Annotated in this window: 14 protein-coding genes, 3 tRNA genes, 1 other RNA gene and 1 pseudogene; 3 read left to right on the top strand and 16 right to left on the bottom strand. The window is 38.6% G+C overall.

Annotated elements, in window-relative coordinates; translation table 11 throughout:
- Positions 1-68 precede the first annotated feature (68 nt).
- The 4 genes from rplI to rpsF are packed head-to-tail and all read right to left on the bottom strand — an operon-like array spanning position 69 to position 1500.
- Positions 69-521: a 50S ribosomal protein L9 gene (gene rplI / locus L647_RS0116170; RefSeq protein ID WP_002962755.1), complete on the bottom strand. Its 453-nt coding sequence runs from the start codon at positions 519-521 to the stop codon at positions 69-71.
- Positions 522-556: 35 nt separating this feature from the next.
- Complete coding sequence (rpsR, locus tag L647_RS0116165; RefSeq protein WP_006793721.1) at positions 557-784, bottom strand: 30S ribosomal protein S18; 228 nt, start codon at positions 782-784, stop codon at positions 557-559.
- A gap of 12 nt (positions 785-796) precedes the next feature.
- On the bottom strand, positions 797-1114 hold the full coding sequence (gene priB / locus L647_RS0116160) for a primosomal replication protein N (RefSeq protein ID WP_024611978.1): 318 nt from the start codon (positions 1112-1114) through the stop codon (positions 797-799).
- A gap of 44 nt (positions 1115-1158) precedes the next feature.
- Positions 1159-1500 carry a 30S ribosomal protein S6 gene (rpsF, locus tag L647_RS0116155; protein ID WP_024611977.1) on the bottom strand — a complete coding sequence of 114 codons (342 nt, stop codon included), beginning with the start codon at positions 1498-1500 and terminating at the stop codon, positions 1159-1161.
- Between the two features lie 343 nt (positions 1501-1843).
- Here rpsF and L647_RS0116150 point away from each other — a divergent pair, with 343 nt between their 5' ends.
- Both L647_RS0116150 and L647_RS0116145 read left to right on the top strand, forming a co-directional pair.
- Entirely contained in the window at positions 1844-3043 is a 1200-nt protein-coding gene (locus tag L647_RS0116150) for an alpha/beta hydrolase-fold protein (RefSeq protein WP_024611976.1), read from the top strand.
- A gap of 19 nt (positions 3044-3062) precedes the next feature.
- Entirely contained in the window at positions 3063-3872 is an 810-nt protein-coding gene (locus L647_RS0116145) for a hypothetical protein (RefSeq protein ID WP_024611975.1), read from the top strand.
- Between the two features lie 126 nt (positions 3873-3998).
- On the opposite strand, the pseudogene L647_RS01000000124415 reads toward L647_RS0116145, so the two are convergent.
- From L647_RS01000000124415 to L647_RS0116125, 4 genes and pseudogenes are all read right to left on the bottom strand, one after another.
- Positions 3999-5155, bottom strand: a pseudogene (locus tag L647_RS01000000124415) (FAD-dependent monooxygenase).
- Complete coding sequence (ubiH, locus tag L647_RS0116135) at positions 5152-6339, bottom strand: 2-octaprenyl-6-methoxyphenyl hydroxylase (RefSeq protein ID WP_024611974.1); 1188 nt, start codon at positions 6337-6339, stop codon at positions 5152-5154. The pseudogene L647_RS01000000124415 and the gene ubiH overlap by 4 nt, the downstream one beginning before the upstream one ends.
- A gap of 15 nt (positions 6340-6354) precedes the next feature.
- Positions 6355-7677 carry a Xaa-Pro aminopeptidase gene (gene pepP / locus L647_RS0116130; protein WP_024611973.1) on the bottom strand — a complete coding sequence of 441 codons (1323 nt, stop codon included), beginning with the start codon at positions 7675-7677 and terminating at the stop codon, positions 6355-6357.
- Positions 7678-7714: 37 nt separating this feature from the next.
- Positions 7715-8278, bottom strand: coding sequence for a UPF0149 family protein (locus tag L647_RS0116125; RefSeq protein ID WP_024611972.1), 564 nt, complete (start codon positions 8276-8278; stop codon positions 7715-7717).
- 193 nt (positions 8279-8471) lie between these two features.
- Between L647_RS0116125 and ssrS the strand changes: the two genes are divergently transcribed.
- Positions 8472-8654: non-coding RNA, 6S RNA (gene ssrS / locus L647_RS1000000125395), on the top strand.
- Between the two features lie 219 nt (positions 8655-8873).
- On the opposite strand, the gene L647_RS0116120 is transcribed toward ssrS, so the two are convergent.
- From L647_RS0116120 to L647_RS0116085, 8 genes are all read right to left on the bottom strand, one after another.
- Positions 8874-11954 carry an efflux RND transporter permease subunit gene (locus tag L647_RS0116120; protein ID WP_024611971.1) on the bottom strand — a complete coding sequence of 1027 codons (3081 nt, stop codon included), beginning with the start codon at positions 11952-11954 and terminating at the stop codon, positions 8874-8876.
- On the bottom strand, positions 11951-13267 hold the full coding sequence (locus L647_RS0116115) for an efflux RND transporter periplasmic adaptor subunit (protein WP_024611970.1): 1317 nt from the start codon (positions 13265-13267) through the stop codon (positions 11951-11953). Before L647_RS0116115 ends, L647_RS0116120 begins: the two co-directional genes overlap by 4 nt.
- The gene (locus tag L647_RS0116110) at positions 13257-14672 is read right to left on the bottom strand and encodes a TolC family protein (RefSeq protein ID WP_024611969.1); all 1416 of its coding nucleotides are present in this window, start codon (positions 14670-14672) and stop codon (positions 13257-13259) included. Before L647_RS0116110 ends, L647_RS0116115 begins: the two co-directional genes overlap by 11 nt.
- Before the next feature lie 285 nt (positions 14673-14957).
- Complete coding sequence (locus tag L647_RS0116105) at positions 14958-15836, bottom strand: hypothetical protein (RefSeq protein ID WP_024611968.1); 879 nt, start codon at positions 15834-15836, stop codon at positions 14958-14960.
- Between the two features lie 429 nt (positions 15837-16265).
- The gene (locus tag L647_RS0116100) at positions 16266-17255 is read right to left on the bottom strand and encodes a DNA cytosine methyltransferase (protein ID WP_029880520.1); all 990 of its coding nucleotides are present in this window, start codon (positions 17253-17255) and stop codon (positions 16266-16268) included.
- 304 nt (positions 17256-17559) lie between these two features.
- Positions 17560-17635: transfer RNA gene (locus tag L647_RS0116095), tRNA-Thr, on the bottom strand.
- A 99-nt stretch (positions 17636-17734) separates the two neighbouring features.
- Positions 17735-17810: transfer RNA gene (locus L647_RS0116090), tRNA-Phe, on the bottom strand.
- A gap of 52 nt (positions 17811-17862) precedes the next feature.
- Positions 17863-17938 (bottom strand) — tRNA-Thr (locus L647_RS0116085).
- Positions 17939-17962 lie beyond the last annotated feature (24 nt).

Genomic DNA, 17962 nt, shown 5'->3' with positions numbered 1-17962 from the left:
AAAGTTAGCTAAATTACAGACACAAAAAAGCCGTGCTAATAGCACGGCTTTTGTCGCTTAATTAAAAATTAAGCTTCAGCGATTACGATTACTTTAATAGTAGCCGTTACGTCTGAGTGAACTGAAATTGATACGTCAAATTCACCTGTCTCACGGATAGTACCTAGAGGCAAACGAACTTCTGACTTAGCAACTTCAACACCAACAGCTGAGATAGCGTCAGCGATGTCACGAGTACCGATTGAACCGAATAACTTACCTTCGTCACCAGCTTTAGATACTAATGTAACTTCAGCTAATGCTTCTAGTTTTTCAGCGCGTGCTTGTGCAGCAACTAACTGTTCAGCGATTTTCGCTTCAAGTTCTGCGCGACGTGCGTCAAAAGTTTCAATGTTAGCTTTAGTCGCAGGAACTGCCTTACCTTGAGGGAAAAGGAAGTTACGTGCGAAACCAGATTTAACTACAACCTGTTCACCTAGGCTACCTAGGTTAGCGATCTTATCTAGTAGAATAACTTGCATGTTTCTACACCTTTTAAAAACTGTTAATCCGCTGCTTACTTATGTAAGTCAGTGTATGGAAGAAGGGCTAAGTAGCGAGCACGCTTAATAGCAGTTGCTAGCTGGCGCTGGAATTTTGCGCTAGTACCTGTAATACGGCTAGGTACGATTTTGCCACTTTCTGTAACATAGTTTCTAAGAGTAGCTAGATCTTTGTAATCGATTTGTTGTACGCCTTCCGCTTTAAAGCGGCAAAACTTACGACGTCTGAAATAACGTGCCATGAGATTAATTCCTCAAATAATTCTTTCGATATGCTGAGCATGCAAAACCAATTGGCTAAGGCCGTTACGGCCTTCGTGGCGATTTAAAAAACCACTCACTTGCAATGCCTGCCCAACGTGCAAATGTTGAGTCTGTTGTTGCATTTGCTTTCCACTGGCAACTACCTGAAGCCTTACGTAACTATTACGGTTAAGGTCTGCTTCGGTTTGCATTGATTTATGTTCTATAACAAAAATACAATGCTTTATGCCAGCAGGGCTTTGGCTAAACTTGGGAGTTTTACAAACTACCCCAGATAAAACCAGTTGATTCATAAAAGGGCTAACCATTTATATTCATCACCAGTTAAACGCCATGCTTGGACTCAAAACAATTAAGCAGCTGGTGCTTCTTTCTTCTCTTCTCTTGCAAGAGGAGACGCTTCAGTTACAGCACTTTTAGTGCGAACAACCAAGTTACGAAGCACTGCATCGTTGTAGCGGAAAGTAGTTTCTAGCTCGCTGATTACTTCAGTTGGTGCTTCAACGTTCATAAGAACATAGTGAGCTTTATGAAGTTTGTTGATTGGGTAAGCCAGTTGACGGCGGCCCCAGTCTTCAAGGCGGTGTATAACACCATTTGCTTCAGTGATTGAACCTGTGTAACGTTCGATCATACCAGCAACTTGCTCACTCTGATCAGGGTGAACCATGAATACGATTTCGTAATGACGCATGGATATTCCTTACGGTTAATAGAGCCTTCTACCGTTTCGGCCGGTCGGTTTAAGGCAAGGAATTAATAGTTTAAAAGCCGAAATGAGCGCGCATTTTACGCTTAGTAGGATAATTAAGCAAGCATGTTTTTAACGCTTTATTAGAAAGAGCTTACTAAATATTTTACTCACATCAACAAAAAGGTAGGTACTTAATACTATTACTGTAAACGCTGAGCTTGAACGTGTAAAAACCGTGGTTTTTTTATTACTTAAGCTTTAAGTTTGCCTCGAAAATATAAGTATTTACTCAAACTAAAAGTCGTGCAATTATTAAGCAATACATTATTGAATAAGGATATTTATGAAGTATTTACTATCGCTTGTATTAATACTTACTTTTGTTACGTCTTCTTTAAGCCTCGCAGAAACTACTGCAACGGACATAACCGTTGGTAAAAAAATCATCTTGTCCTCAAAAATACTTAACGAAGACAGGCCCATTAGAATTTACATCCCTGAAAATATAAAAGATGATGAGCCGTTGTATGTTATTTATTTGCTTGATGGTGTTGAGCATTTTCATACGGCTTCCGGTGTTATTAAATCGCTTATTGATTACGAACAGATTCCTAACGCGGTGCTCGTTGGCGTTGACACAACCAACCGTGTTCGCGATTATTTACCACAAGTACAAGGCGAGCCTAAAACCGAGTTTCAAACTTTTGTTAAAAACAAATGGTCTGATGCGGGGCAAACCGACAAGTTTTTAAAGTTTGTGTCTGATGAACTCATGCCATACATAAATTCTCACTACTCAACTAACGGCTACAACACGTTAATTGGTCACTCTAATGCAGGAACGTTAGCGCTTTATACGCTAGTTAATCAGCCAGAGTTATTTAATAACTATATAGCTATAAGCCCTAACAGTTGGTGGAGTGATGAAGAGTTAAAAAATAATATTACAAAATACTCTAAGAACCCGAAAGGTAATCAAGCATTATTTATTAGCGTAGCAAGCGAAGGCGCACGCTTTTATACAGGCGTATTAAACACTTTAGTAAATTTAGAACAACAAGCGCCCGCACAACTTGAATGGGAATATAAGCACTACCCATCTTTTACTCATATGGGCACTATACTCCCAGCACTGAGCGATAGCCTAATCCACTTATTTAGTGACCTAATTTTTAACGTTACTGATGAGCATGGAAAATTTGCAGATGTATCGCTCATTACAGGTTACTACCAAGCACTTAGCGATAAGTACGGATTCAAGCTTAAAATTCCAAAAGATGTATATGTTGAATTTGCCCATAGCCAGCAAAAGTTTGATAACACAGCTAAAGCTATAATCACACTGAAACAATTTACTACCGACTACCCAAATGCTACTTATTCTCACATGCGTTTATCGCAAGGCTACACTGCTAACAAACAGTTTAAAGAGGCAGTTACCAGCATGAAACACGCACTAGAACTTGCTAAACAAAACTCGCGCGACCCACTGTTAATTGATGCGCTCAAAGATATGGTGAAAGAAGCACAAGAGAATTTGTAGGTGGAAATAAGGAGCTGTGATGACAACTTTAATTATTGATGAACACTCTGGTTCCTGCGACTCAATGTGGTCTGACCAAAATGGGCTTGAAGTACATGTTCCAGTTAACAAATACTTATTCGTACCCACATTAGATCCTTTTGAATTACATCAATCTGAAAAAATCGGTGCTCCTAAAATTATATTTTATTGTGGTTCATACGAGCAGATAATACTACACCAGGCATTTTCTTTAGGAATATTAGACGAAAGCCAATACTCAACTTATGCAAATAATGCTGTTTTATCTGGTCATAGGAGCTTTGGTTATGTAGAGATTTTACTTGATGGCTGGGAGCCTATTTCACACGATAATATAGAAAACAGATTGGGAATTTTATACGGTGGAACTGGCGGTAATCATGCTTCACTCCATTACACTGAATGTTACAGCACTAAACTCGCCGTAGAAGAAGCTATCAAAATAGACCCAAGGTCAGGGCCACCTATTTCACATTATTACCACACGCTCAATGGAGAAGATTATTTTGAAAATTTAGATTATACTGGTAATAAAATTGTTCAAAATGTATACTCATTAACAAGTGAATATATTATTTCAATGCAAATGGGTGTATTAGGAGGAAATATGAAAGACATTAAATACTCTGGCTGTACTACTTCCGCCACACAGGAAGCTCCGGCAATAAATATTTCTAGTGTAATTAGTCGAGCTCAAAAGTCGCGTAGATTAATATCTCGGAGAAATAGAGACACATCAGGAGTGAAATTTCGCTCGGATATGGAGATAACTCCTGAAAAAGTTGAGTTTAAGATGATAAAAGCTTAATTAATCCTCTATTTTATAAAGAAAAACCGATGTTTAAATTAAACATCGGTTTTTCTTTGACTGAAAGCTAAAAACTGACTACTTTACTTTATCCGTTGGGTTTTGCTTCGCTCTACCCAACCTACGTTATTTGCCTATCGCTTCTTTAGCGAACAGGTGCTTGATTGGTCCAAGGTTATCAACTAACGACAGCCCGACTCCGCGAATAAGTTTTTTAAGCGGGTTAGCACCTTCAAATAGCTCTTTTAAACCTTGCATCATAGCTATGTGTTTTTGTGCATCGAGCTTACGGGTGCGCTCGTAATCTCTAAGTGCACGAGGGCTGGCAAATTCTTTAGTATCGCTGCTTAATAACTCAATTAAATAAGCGGCGTCTTTTAGGCCTAAGTTCATGCCAAGACCTGCGAGTGGATGAATAGTGTGTGCAGCATCGCCAATGAGTACCACTTTGCCTGAAACCCATTGTTGGGCGTAGCGCATTTTAAGTGGAAATGCAGCACGTTTACTTTGTACTTCACACAAACCACATTGACCGTCGATGGCTGCCNATTAAAGTCGCTGTCATCCATTTTAAGTAACTCATCACAATGGCTTGGGCTTGTAGACCATACAATAGAATGAGTATTGGCATCACTCAAAGGTAAAAACGCCAAAGGTCCTGTTGGTAAAAAAACTTGGCGTGCGGTGTTTGCATGTGGCTCTTTGGTTTTTATTGTCGCGACTAATGCATGGTGATCGTAATCTTTAAAGCTAAGTGCCATATTAAATTGCTTACGAATAGCTGAGTTTGCACCATCGGCCGCCACCAGCAGTTTTGCAATAATTGGCTCACCACTTTTTAAGGTAATAAATACATCCGATTCACTTTGATGTATTTGCTGATATTGCGTATCGAACATTAACGTGGCATTGCTTTGTTGTTCAAGCTGTTTTATTAGCGCATAACGAATAACGTCGTTTTCAACAATATGACCTAAATACTCGAGATCAAGCTGTTCGTTATTAAAGGTTATTTTACCAAAGCTGTCGGCATCGCGAACATCCATATGTGTATATGTACATGCTCGCAGTGCAGTAATATCTGCCCATACGTTCAATTGCTCTAACAAAGTTTGACTTGCAATACTCAGCGCACTTACACGTGAGCCATATGTATCTGCAGGTAATGCTTGCGTTGGTGCTGCGTCTAACACAACCACGCTTATATTTGCTTTTGCCAAACCAAGTGCCAGTGTTAGCCCCACACAACCGCCACCTACAATACAAACCTGTGCTTGCTTCATAAACGCCTACCTTGTTTAACTTGCCCCATTAACTGTTTAGCTAATGGTGCTTTTAATGCTGGAAATAAACCCATCGAAAACAACCCAATACTGCGCCCAAGTGCTAGCACGCGTGATGAGTTTGAAAATAACCTAACGAGTGCATCGGTTAAGGTCATCACGGTTTTTATGTCATCGCGGCGCTTTTGCGAGTATTCATGGGTAAAGGCATAACTACCTAAATTATGCAGGCTGTTTGCGATTAAATCGTTAAGTACTTGCACGTCGCGTAAGCCTAAATTAAAGCCCTGCCCTGCAATAGGATGAATAGCATGAGCAGCATTACCAATCACGACTGTACGATGCGCAGTAAGTGACTCTACTTGCCCGTACACTAATGGATAACTTGTGCGCTTACCCACTTTGGTGAATAGGCCTCCTCGGTAACCAAAAGCGCTTTGTAGTGCACTTAAAAACGCTTGCTCACTAAACCCCATGTGCTGCTCAACCTGTTCTTGGCGCATACACCACACTAACGAATAACGGTTATTGCTCATTGGTAATAACGCTATAGGACCATTTTGCGTAAAACGCTCAAAAGCTTCGTTATTATGTCCATCGCCAACTTCTATATTGGCAATTATTGCACCTTGATCATAAGGCTGAGTATTAAAACCAAGCCCAAGTAGATTGCGTGTTGGTGATTGCGCGCCATCAGCAATAACTAATAGCTTTGCATTTAATTGCTCGCCACTTTGGAGGGTAAGTATATTGCTATGCAGTGTTTGCTCAATTGCGGTTACGCTATCGGGGCAATATAAACTAATATTTGACTGCGTTAAACGCAGGTGTAGCGCACGACCAAACGGATTAACCTGAACCACATAACCTAATGAAGGTTTAGCAAACTCATTGCAATTAATGTGCGCTTTACCAAAGTGACCTCGATCAGACACACTCACTTTTTTAATAGCAGTCATGTAAGTTGCACTTTGTTCAAATAAATTAAGGCTTTGTAAATACTCTACCGATTGCTGAGCTAGTGCTATGCTTCTGTCGTCAAAGCTTGGATGATAGTCGCCATTAACTTGATTAGCCTCTACAACCGCAATATTTAACGCGGGGTTAGTTTTTGCCACACTTAATGCGCAGCTTGCTCCCGCTAAACCACCACCAATAACAACTACATCAAACTGCTTAGCCACTAGATTCTCCGAGCTTTATAGGTTTTTAGTACTTTGCATAAGTGCTTCTATATCACTAATTTTTTTAGGTACGCTTAAGGTTAGGTTTTCGTGACCCGTTTCGGTAACTAATAAGTTATCTTCGATACGGATACCAATGCCTTTGTATTTTTGCGGTGCTGTTGAGTCTTCGCTTATATAAAGCCCAGGCTCTATAGTAAGTACCATACCTGGTTCGAATGCACGTTCAACATTATCTACTTTATAATCACCCACATCGTGCACATCTAAACCAAGCCAATGTCCTAGTCCGTGCATGTAATATTCTTTGCACGCCCCTTTAGCCATTAACTCATTAAAGTCGCCGGCTAAAATACCTAAATCGAGCAAACCTTGGGTCATTACTTCCATTGCTAGTTTATTAGCATGCGACATATAACCACCGGGTTTTACCTCATCAAAAGCAACTTCTTGCGCTTTAAGTACAATATTATAAAGCGCGGCTTGCTCTTCGCTAAATTGACCATTTACCGGAAATGTACGAGTAATATCGGCGGCGTAACCTTGTAACTCGCACCCAGAGTCTATAAGTACCAGATCACCATTTTTTAATACGTCGCTATTTTGCGTGTAATGTAAAATATTGGCGTTGTCGCCACTACCAACAATTGTGCCGTAAGCTGGGTGTGGTGCGCCATTTATTGCATAATGGTGATGTAGCTCTGCTTCTAATTGAAACTCAGTAGCACCCACATGCGAATAACGCATAGCGCGCATATGGCCTCGAGCGCTTATTTCGCAGCCCTCGCGCATAATTTCTATTTCGCTTGGCGATTTAAATAAACGCATTTTATGAATAATACTGCGCACATCTTTAATTGTATCAGGCGCTTTATTGCCTTTTTTAGGAGCGTTTCGCAGGCTGTTTAACAAAGAAAACACCTTACCGTCAAAAGCCGGATACGTGCCTTGTGCGTAATACAAAGCCTGCTGATTGTTTACTAAATTTAGTATCTGTTCGTTTAGTTCACTTAATGCGTAGGTAGCATCAAATAAGTATTCACTTTTAGCTTTATCAAAACCAATACGGCGACCATGCCAAATTTCAGCAAGTTTGTCTTTATCAAGGCAAAATAGCGTACTGGGTGTATCGCTGTTATTACATAGTACAAGTACAGCGTCGGGTTCGTTAAAGCCTGTTAAGTAAAAAAAGTCGCTATCTTGCCTAAATGCATATTCGGTATCGCGACTGCGCGTAACTTCGCTCGCAGCTGGAATAATAGCAACGCTATTTTCATCCATTTGTGCAAGTAAGCGTTCGCGACGTGCTTTAAATTCTGACTTTTGTACTTCAACCATTATTAACCAACCCGTTTTACTTTTTAAAAGTGAATGCTTAGTGAAGTGTTTTTTTAGTACTTTGCGTGCTTTGCTCTTTACCTAGCTCTGCAAAGCAAAGTAATGCCGACACGCGCACGTATTCAACTACTTCATGCAGAGCTTGGCTGTCTTCTTCGGTTTCTTCAAAGGTAGTATCTAGGCGAGTAATTTCGCTAAAGTCGGTAATTACCTCTTTAACATCTACCGATAATTTACCGTAATCTTTTTGTTTTAAACCAAAACCAAGCATAAAGCCCGCTACCCATGATACGAGACCATTAGCCTGATCGATGAGTGTTTCATCGTCACTTGGTAAAAACAAATCAAATTGAAACTCTTCATCATTAAAACTGGCAACTACTTGCTTATAAATAGTACCAAAAAACTGCTTTAAATCATTACTAAACGATTCACCATCGTTAAATACGTCGCTTAATAGCCCTAAGTATTCTTTATCGTCAATGGCTAAACCGCATGCTAATAAACCACTAATAACACCGTGCGCTTCGGCAGGAGATACAAATATTTCGTTTTTTTCTAAAAGTAATTGGGCTTTTTCGTAATCAGGTAAATCGCTCATAATTAAATCTTCGCTTTTCTAGTTAAGGTAATGCTACCACTGGGTAAAAAGCAACTCCAATTAATTGTATGATCAAGCTCAAAAACCATGCGATAAAGTAAATAATGGGTTAAAGGTGCCGGAAAACTAAGCGAACGGCATAATTTTTTGCGTTTGGGGTTTAAGGATTGGGTTATGTCTTATATACTTAAATTGTTCCCTGGGATACCGGAGCTTGGTTAAGTCCCTGAGCCGATAAATTTTATACCAGGGTTTCTGTTCGTCTACTATTGTGCAAGCTCGGCATGTACCGAGAAGCCTACGGTAAACCGCAGATTCCCGCCCTGAAACCTTCTGGTTTCAGGACTGAAACCGAGTACCGTATCTTGGGGAACACCTTTCTTAAAGCTTAAAATTAAGCTCTGCATATATTCTTTCTTTTCTTGTTAAACCTAAATTTTTGTTAATTCCTACAAAGTTAAGCAAAACATTGCTGTAATCATTCTAGTTTATTAAAACAAGCACCTTTAAAATAAAAAAACTGCAGGTAATTACTTACCTACAGCTTTAATTATCACAATGTTTTATTTAAAAAACTATTTAACCTGAACTCAGGTTATTTAAACCAATTTTGAAAACGCTCCATTAGCATGTAGTTTATTGGTACTAGTAATAGAGTAATGAAAGTTGCAAAAATAATCCCGAAAGCTAAGCTCACCGCCATTGGTATTAAAAACTGTGCTTGAGTGGCTTTTTCAAACAGTAATGGCATTAAACCAATAAAGGTCGTTAAACTGGTTAGCATTACAGGGCGAAAACGCGATGCACCTGCAATTTTAACCGCATCTAATAACTTTCCACCTTCACTACGCTTTTTATTAATAAAATCAACGAGTACTAATGAGTCATTAACAACAACACCTGTTAACGCAAGCATTCCCAGCAAACTCATAATGCTTAAGCTCATTCCCATAATCCAGTGCCCTACTACCGCACCTATCATGCCAAATGGAATTACACTCATCACTATAATTGGTTGTAGGTACGATTTTAGCGGTATAGCTAATAACGCATAAATAATAAAAAATACAAACACAAGTGCCCAAGCCAATGACCCAAACGACTCTCGTTGCTCTTTAGCTTCGCCTTCTAGTTTGTAATCTACTCCAGGGTACTGCTGCATAAGTCCATCTAAATACTCCGTTAGATCAGCTTGCAGCACAGTCATGTTAGTATTATTTTTTTCGATATCGGCTGTTACGTTTAATGTGCGGTAACGGTCTATTCTATTAATAGTTGATGGACTTTGCCCTGCGGTAAGTGTTGCCACATGCGACAATGGCACAGAGCCACCAGTAGGCGTATTTATAAGTATATTTTGTAAATCTGCAACTGAGCGACGCTCTTCAATAGGTAGGCGTACCATTACACGTACGTCATCCCTGCCTCGCTGAATTCTCTGTACTTCTGAGCCAAAAAACGAGTTACGTACTTGCCCTGCTACATCTACTCTATTTAACCCTAGCGCTAAACCTTGTTCGGTCAGCTCTATTTGCAACTCTTCTTTACCGTCAGACATGCTATCTGCAATATCAAACACAGTTGGATAAGTTGCTAGGCGAGTTTTAATATGATCAGCAACATCTTGTAAAATAGTGAGTGATGTACCGTTAAGCTGCACGTCAATAGGGTCAGAACTTCGCCCTGTTTCAGCTCTAAATGTTAAACTTTCAGCGCCTGGTATTACGCCAATTAAATCGCGCCATTCACTAGCAAGTTCCAAGGATCCGATATCTGATTCACGTTTTTCGGCAGGGGTTATCTCAAAGCGTACAGAACCTGAATTAGATACACCGCCACNGCCTGTTGTGGCTAATATATTTAAAATAACGCTTTCGTCAGTATCTGGGTCGCGGTATTTATCTTGTAATTGCTGCGCCTTTTTCGACATATCAATTACGTATTTATTAGTTACTTCAAATGGCGTACCCGTTGGTAATGTTAAATTAACGACTATTGTTTCACTTGGTATGCGCGGAAAAAATACAAACTTAGTCCAACCACTGGTGATCATAGTTAAAATTATAACAAACACACCAATAAACAAGCTTACCGAAGCCAATTTATGGCGTAGTGCTAAGTTTAAAGTGGGTTGATAGTATTTTAAAATCGCGTTTTCAAATCCATCTGCAAAACGCTGTTGAATAACATCAAACTTTGAAGGTTCGCCTTTTTGATGGCGTAGTTTTATATATTTTAAATGTGCTGGTAATACAAATTTAGATTCAATAAGTGAAAATAGTAATACCGGAATAACTACTACCGGTATTTGGGCAAATAAAGCACCACGCGCACCTTCAATAAAGGCAAGAGGCAAAAATGCAGCTACGGTGGTTAGTACACCAAATGTTACTGGTGTTGCTACTTCTTGAGTACCTAAAATTGCAGCTTGTTCGCCCGACTCTGCTGTTTTTAAATGGGTGTAGACGTTTTCACCGGTAACTATGGCGTCATCAACAACAATACCTAGTACCAAAATAAAACCGAATAAGCTCATTATATTAAGCGTTACGCCAAATATAGGCATTGCTATAAATGCGCCCATAAACGAAACCGGAATACCAATAAACACCCAAAATGCAATTGCAGGGCGTAAAAATAAAGTAAGTAAAGCCAGTACTAAAATACCGCCTTGTAACGCATTAGTAGTAAGTGTAGCAATTCGGCTTTTAACTATTTCTGAATCGTCATCCCAGTAACTTAGTTCAAACCCTTGTGGTACAGAACTTTGTTGCTCTTTTATATAATTTTTAACATCGTCAGCAACAGCAATAGCACTTTGCGGACCTATACGATAAACATCAATAAAGGCTGCTTGTTTACCATTAAAGCGCGTGCGCACTGGGGTTTCTTCAAAATCATCTTTTATAGTTGCTATATCACCTAAGCGAATAATAGTGCCATCAGCTTGGTTTTTAACAACAATGCTGGCAAATTCATCTCTACGGTACGCTTGCCCTTTAGAGCTTATAAGTACATCGCCGCCTTCCGTTTTTAAGTTACCAGCAGAAATATCAGAACTCGAATTTGCAATAGAACTTGATATTTGAGCAAGACTTAAATTGTATTGACGAAGTGTATCTTGGCTTACCTCTATTGCTATTTCGTAATCGCGTACGCCACTTAGCTCTACCTGAGTTACATTTGGCAGACGTAGTATTTGGTCCCGAACCTGCTCAGCAAATTCTAGCGTTTCTTTTTCACCGTAATCACTCGATACACTAACAGCAATTACATCTCGTATACGCTCAGCTAGAGCAACAATTGGGTTTTCAGCATCACTGGGAAAAGTATTAATAGCATCAACCCGGCTTTTTATATCAGCCAATAGTTCGCGTGGATCATACCCTGTTTCTACTTCTACTGTTACCGAGCCAGAACCCTCAGAAGAGCGGCTAAATATTTGCTTTATGCCCTCTAAATCTTGAACGGCTTCTTCTATACGAATTGTTACGCCTTGTTCTACATCCTCTGGGGTCGCGCCACGTAAACTTACGTTTATACTAATCATATCTGTTTCAAACGAAGGAAATACCTCAAGTGGTATTTTACTCGATAAACTAAACAGACCCGACAGTAGCAACGTTACTAGCAACAAATTAGCAGCAACGTGGTTTTTGGCAAACCAAGCTATCATTGTTTATCTCCTTGCTTTGCTGCACGGCGTTTTTTTAACTCTTCAACACTAATATCCTGCTCTTTTGCTTTTTCCTCAAGTTGCTCAGTTGATAAGCGCTTTCCTTTACCTTGCCTATTAGCTCCTCGGCTTTTAGGCTGCTCAGCACCAGCCTCACCTAAAATACTTACTTGTGTACCAGAACTCACCTGCCCAAGCGGCGTAACAACGACCCTATCATTCGCTTGTATACCGGTTTTGATCATTGCTTGTGTAGCATTTTGCCAAGCGAGTGTAATATCTTTACGTTTAAGTACACCCTCTTCAACAACATAAACGTACGTCCCTTGATAAATAGTACTGTTAGGGATTATAAGTGCGTTAGGTATTGTTTTACCTGTGATTTGCGCTTTTATATATTGTCCTATTTTTATAGGATACTGATTATTAGCAGTTGATTTATATGGGTCATTAATTTTAGCAACAACATAAAGCTGTTGTGCACTCTCATCTATTGCACCTTCAGTGCGAGATAGTTGTCCTTGCCAGGTTTGTTCACCAACCAAGTCAGATCTAAATTGAACTACCGAGCCGCCTTGATTCTTAGCGCCATCGCGATATTGCTCAGGTAAATTTACGAACGGAAGATCTTTATTTTTAATTGGTAAACGAATTTCTACGCTGTCTATTGCGTAAATAGTAGCAAGTTGCGTGTTATTACTAACAACCTGACCTAAATCAACACTACGGCTAAGTATTCGCCCAGCATATGGTGCTGTAACTTCTGTACGTTCTAAATCAAGCATCGCTTTTTCAAGCGCTGCTTGCGCCGATAAAACTTCAGCTTCTGCTGCTGCTAACTGAGGCTCACGTAATACTAAGCTATTTGCTTGTGTTGAATCACCAAGGCGCTTCCAATCAGTAATAGCTTGTTGTCCGCGCGCTTTTTCTTCCAGTAAGCCTTGCTCTGCTGTTAATAAATCAGCTTGTGCTGATTTAACTTCAGCCTGATGATCTCTATCATCTAACTTTAAAAGCACGTCGCCTTTTTTAAAAAAACCGCCTTCTCTAAATTCATTACTTACGTTAATTATTTGTCCTGATGCCTGAGCTATTAACAAACTTTGAGTACGCGGCTTAACAGTGCCATAGCTATCCACCATTACTTGGTAGCTTTGTGGCTTAATATCTAGCACAGCAACACTTATAATAGCCTTTGGTGGCGAGCCAGAACGTTTAGTTTCTGGCGGGTTAGCTTTAATAAACATAACAATTAAAAGGGTGGCAACAATAACCACTGCTGGAATAATAATTTTTGCTGTTTTAGTTTTCATCGTTATTGCTCTTTAGTTCACTTGAGGGTTTTGCAAAATCACCACCAAGGGCAACGTGTAAGTTAATTCTGTTAGCTATTAATTGGTTTTTAATGTCGATTAAAGAGCTTTGTGCATCGAAAGAACGGTCTTGTGCGTCAAGTACAGTAGTGTAAGTTACTAAGCCACTTTGATATTGCTCAAACGATAACTGCTCTGCTGCAAGTGCGTTTTCTTGCGCCTCAAGGGTGCTGCTATATTGTGACTTAAGAGACTGCTGCTGTGAAATCGCATTTTCTACATCACCAAATGCATCGTAAAGTGTTTGCAAATAGAGTTGCTCTTGCTTTTGTGTATTGAGCCTAGCTATTTCTTCATTCGCTTTTAAGCGTCCACCTTCAAAAAGTGGTGCAGAAATACTACCAAGCAGCGACCACGCGAGGCTTGATGGCGAAAATAAATCGCTCACTCTGTCGGTGCTATCACTTAAGGTGGCTGTTAAATTTAGACTCGGAAAGCGTTGCTTATGTGCATAAGCCAATGAGGCATCAGTAGCTAAAAGTTCATACCAACTTGCACGTAAAGTTGGTTTACGCGTTATAAGTTCAGAAGGTAAACCGAGCGGAATTTCTGTAGTAATAACAGGCAAATCACTACTTGCGGTAATAGCACCTTTTGGATATTCACCTAATAAGCGCTCAAGTACACGCGCCGAAGCCGTTAAGTTCGCCGTTTGAGTAGCAATGCGAGCGCGTTCAGTATTGAGCTCATTTCGGGCTAAATATACATCGAGTGCTTCGTTTATACCTTGGCGGTAACCCGATTCTATAATATCAAGGCTCTGCTGGGCATTCGCTTCTCTGCGTTTAAATAAATCGAGTAATTGTTGCGATGTAACAACATCAAACCAGCCTGTTACCACATCAGCAACGAGTTGCTGTTTAGCTTGCTCAAATCGTGCCTGTTGCGCTAAATAAGTAAGGTTAGCTTCACGCTTTGAATCAGAAAGCTTGCCCCATAAGTCCACCTCATAAGTTAGCTCTAGACTTACTGAACTTGCATTATCGTAGCTCACTGGGCGGTTGTCTTTACTGCGGCTAGTACGCGTTGATAAATCAAGGCTAGGCCAAAGCGCAGCACCCGATACAATAAGTTGCTGTTTTTGAATTTCTACATCGTAGCTAGTTTGTAAAAGCTGTTGGTTGTTTTTAAGTGCTTGTTCTACAAATTTGTTAAGCGTAGGGTTTTGTAACTGTGTAAGCCACTGCTCTTGTACTGTTAATACCGAGTTTGACGCTTTTTGTTGCCATTGCTCTGGCACATTATTAGGTGCTTGGTCTCGCTGCGACGAATTTAAATTACTCGCACAGCCACTGAGCAGCATCACACTGATTGCCAATAAGGTTGGCTTGCATTGCCAAATCATAATTAAACCTGAATTACTGCTATTTATGAACGTAATTCAAGCACTTTGGCAATATTTGCTCAACTTACTTTACATAACATTACATAGCTAGCGATGAACTAACATAATTGATAGTTATACGGTAAAAATAGACAAATGATCAGCACTTTTCAATGCTAAAAATAGAAATATAAACGCTACGTATTAATATTTAAAGCAGAGGTAGGTATGTATTTTTAAAATCTACCTTACAAAAAATACAGTAGAAGCTAAAAAGCCTCGCATAAACGAGGCCCTTAAATACAACTAACTAAGATACTTTTTTAAATCATCAAAGTTATCTTTATCTATTTTTAACGACTTTAATATTTTTTGTACGTTTCTACCGCATTGGTTGCCCTTTACTCTAAGAGGGTTAGAAAAAACGAGGTCGCCGACTAATTTATTATTTTGCATTTTCCAATCAACATAAACCGCTAACGAGCGATCGCCATCCCATTTATCACTAGTTGCCCTATAATTAAGTGCCTTACATGCAAAGTAAATATCTTTACCTACAACATAATGGTCAATTTTTACAAGCTTAGACATATAGTAATTAGCTGATTGCGTAATATTATGATCTGTTTCAAGTATAAATTCAGCTATGCCTGAATCTTTAATTTTAATATCGTTAACCATGCTGTTCGCTTTACCAGGGCCTATATTAGTACCAGCATAAACATCAATTTTTTGTTGTTTATTTAAAATTAATATACCCGATTTCTTTCCAGATATTCTGTTTAAGAGTTCAAACTTCCAACCTAATGTAATGCACTTAGGCTCAGTTCTTCCTTTTCTCTCAAAGTTAATTAGCATTTCATCTTCGAATGATTTTTTAATTCGTAATGTAGATTGTTTAATTATTGTAGGGGCTTGAATACCAAATATTTCTATCGCTCTTTCGAGTCGCATTTTATTTTCTAAAAAGTCTGCATTATGTTGCTTTACTGATATTTTGAACTCTTTGGTTTCACTAGCGCTTTTAGCAAGGATATAAATATCAGTTTTACATTCTCCTTTTTCTGATCTTGGTTTTCCGATATTTAGCACTGTGTAGCTTTCATTATTAAATTCGAATATTTTACTGTTTTTAAACAACTTTATGAGTGAAATTTCAGTGTTTGAATAATTTATTATACCCATTTTAATCCTTTAATATATTCGAGTGAATTAAATTGAGTATATCAAACAATTAATATATGTCTGTATTTCGATTACTATTTAGTCAAATCATAAAATAAAAACGAGTTCAAAAAACAATCAGCTATTATTAAACATCATCAGAAAAGTTAGTCCCTACTCCACTATCTTTAAAATTATCAAAGCTATTAATGAATGCAAAAGGTATAAAATGAGTCATCGAAATATTTACTTGAGGAAAAATTGAGGTTGCTTATTCTTTTTAAGTTTAAGTACAACTCCTAGCCTTAACAATTTTCAATTTTCAATTTTCAATTTTCAGAATATACAGTTCTAAAAAACGTGAATACGTAGATTTTTTACATAAAAAAACGACCAGCAAAAGTTACATGGTCGTATTAAATTATTTTTTAAACATAGTAAATAGTTAGACTACTTTTTTATATTCATCTCTAAATGCTTATATATACTTTTTGCAATTTCTTTTGCAAAACCAACCGCAACGGCGTTACCGATCATTTTATAACCATTTGCAACATTTTTATAATAAAAAGTAAAATCATCAGGAAACCCTTGAATTCGGGCGCATTCCCTAACACTCAGTCGTCTATAATCATGTCCATCTACAAATGAAAATTTATTTGTCTCAACCTTTGTCATTACAGGCGCACTAGGATGAATTGGTGCGTGTCTTCCACCGGCTTGAATAGTAAATGACGGTTGATCCCATGTTCTAACTCTATTTCTAGACATAAACATTGTAGAAAAACCACCAATCATGTATTCGTGATTTGGTATTGATAGATCTAAATTTGGTTTTTGTTTTTCTTGAGCCGGTGTGGCTTTGCCATCTAAATCTTTAATAATATCTTTTAAAAATACTTTATCCGCTAAAGGCTCTGGAAAAGTAAAATCAATATTTAAATCTTTTCTAAATCCGATAAAAATAACTCGCTTTCTATCTTGTCCTACACCGTAGTCAGCTGCATTGAGTAATTTAAAAAATAAATCATACCCTGCCTCAGAAAAAGTATTTTTTATACCTTCTAGCGCATCACTGTGTTTTGGATGCAGCATACCGCTGACATTTTCAGCAAGAAAAAACTTTGGCTGCTTGTCTTTAAGAATACGAATGAAATCAAAAAACAACTGACCTCTATGATCGTTTATACCTCTACGCGCACCAGCTTCACTCCAGCTTTGACAAGGTGGACCACCAATAATCCCATCACAATCAGGAACTTCACTAGAATCAACAATAGCAATACTACGGCGATCAAGAGGTGTTGATAAATGGTTTTTTTCGTATGTTTCCCAAATATCTTTATCATATTCGTTTGCATATACAATAGAAAAACCAGATTGTTGAAAACCTAAATCAAGTCCACCTGCACCTGAAAAAAATGATGATACTTTATACATAGAATTATAATTTCTTCTTGATATCTAGAGAGCAAATATAGTTTAAAATAAACTGTATGTAAACACAGCACTTATCCATTTATAATAACATTTGGTATTAAGTATTTCTACGAAATACTTAGCCCTAAACATCTCGCAAAGATGTGTTAGGAGTACAGTTTTTAAATTTAATATGCTGCTAAGAATTGTTCAACGGGGTTTAGTAACGCAGTGTAGTTTTTACTATTAGGAAGTAGCTTAAAGCTTAGATAAAGATACAAAAAAGCCCTAACCAAGGTTAGGGCTTTTTGCTTCTTACGAAAAATGGTGCCGACTAACCGAGTCGAACGGTTGACCTACTGATTACAAGTCAGTTGCTCTACCAGCTGAGCTAAGTCGGCACACAAAACTGTGTGCTAAGGCACTTTCAATTTTAAAGATTGAGAACTTTATAATGCACTTAAAATAAAAAGCCTTGCATAAGCAAGGCTTTAAATAAATGGTGCCTCGACGCGGAATCGAACCACGGACACGAGGATTTTCAATCCTCTGCTCTACCGACTGAGCTATCGAGGCACATAAACTGTGCGAGTTAATTGCAAAAAACTCTACATTTAACTTTAAAAAATGGTGCCGACTAACCGAGTCGAACGGTTGACCTACTGATTACAAGTCAGTTGCTCTACCAGCTGAGCTAAGTCGGCACACAAAACTGTGTGCTAAGGCAC

The organism is Pseudoalteromonas sp. TB64, assembly GCF_000498095.1.
GTDB lineage: Bacteria > Pseudomonadota > Gammaproteobacteria > Enterobacterales > Alteromonadaceae > Pseudoalteromonas.
Note: the sequence above shows the minus strand (reverse complement) of the source record. Positions and strands in the feature narration are given on the sequence as shown.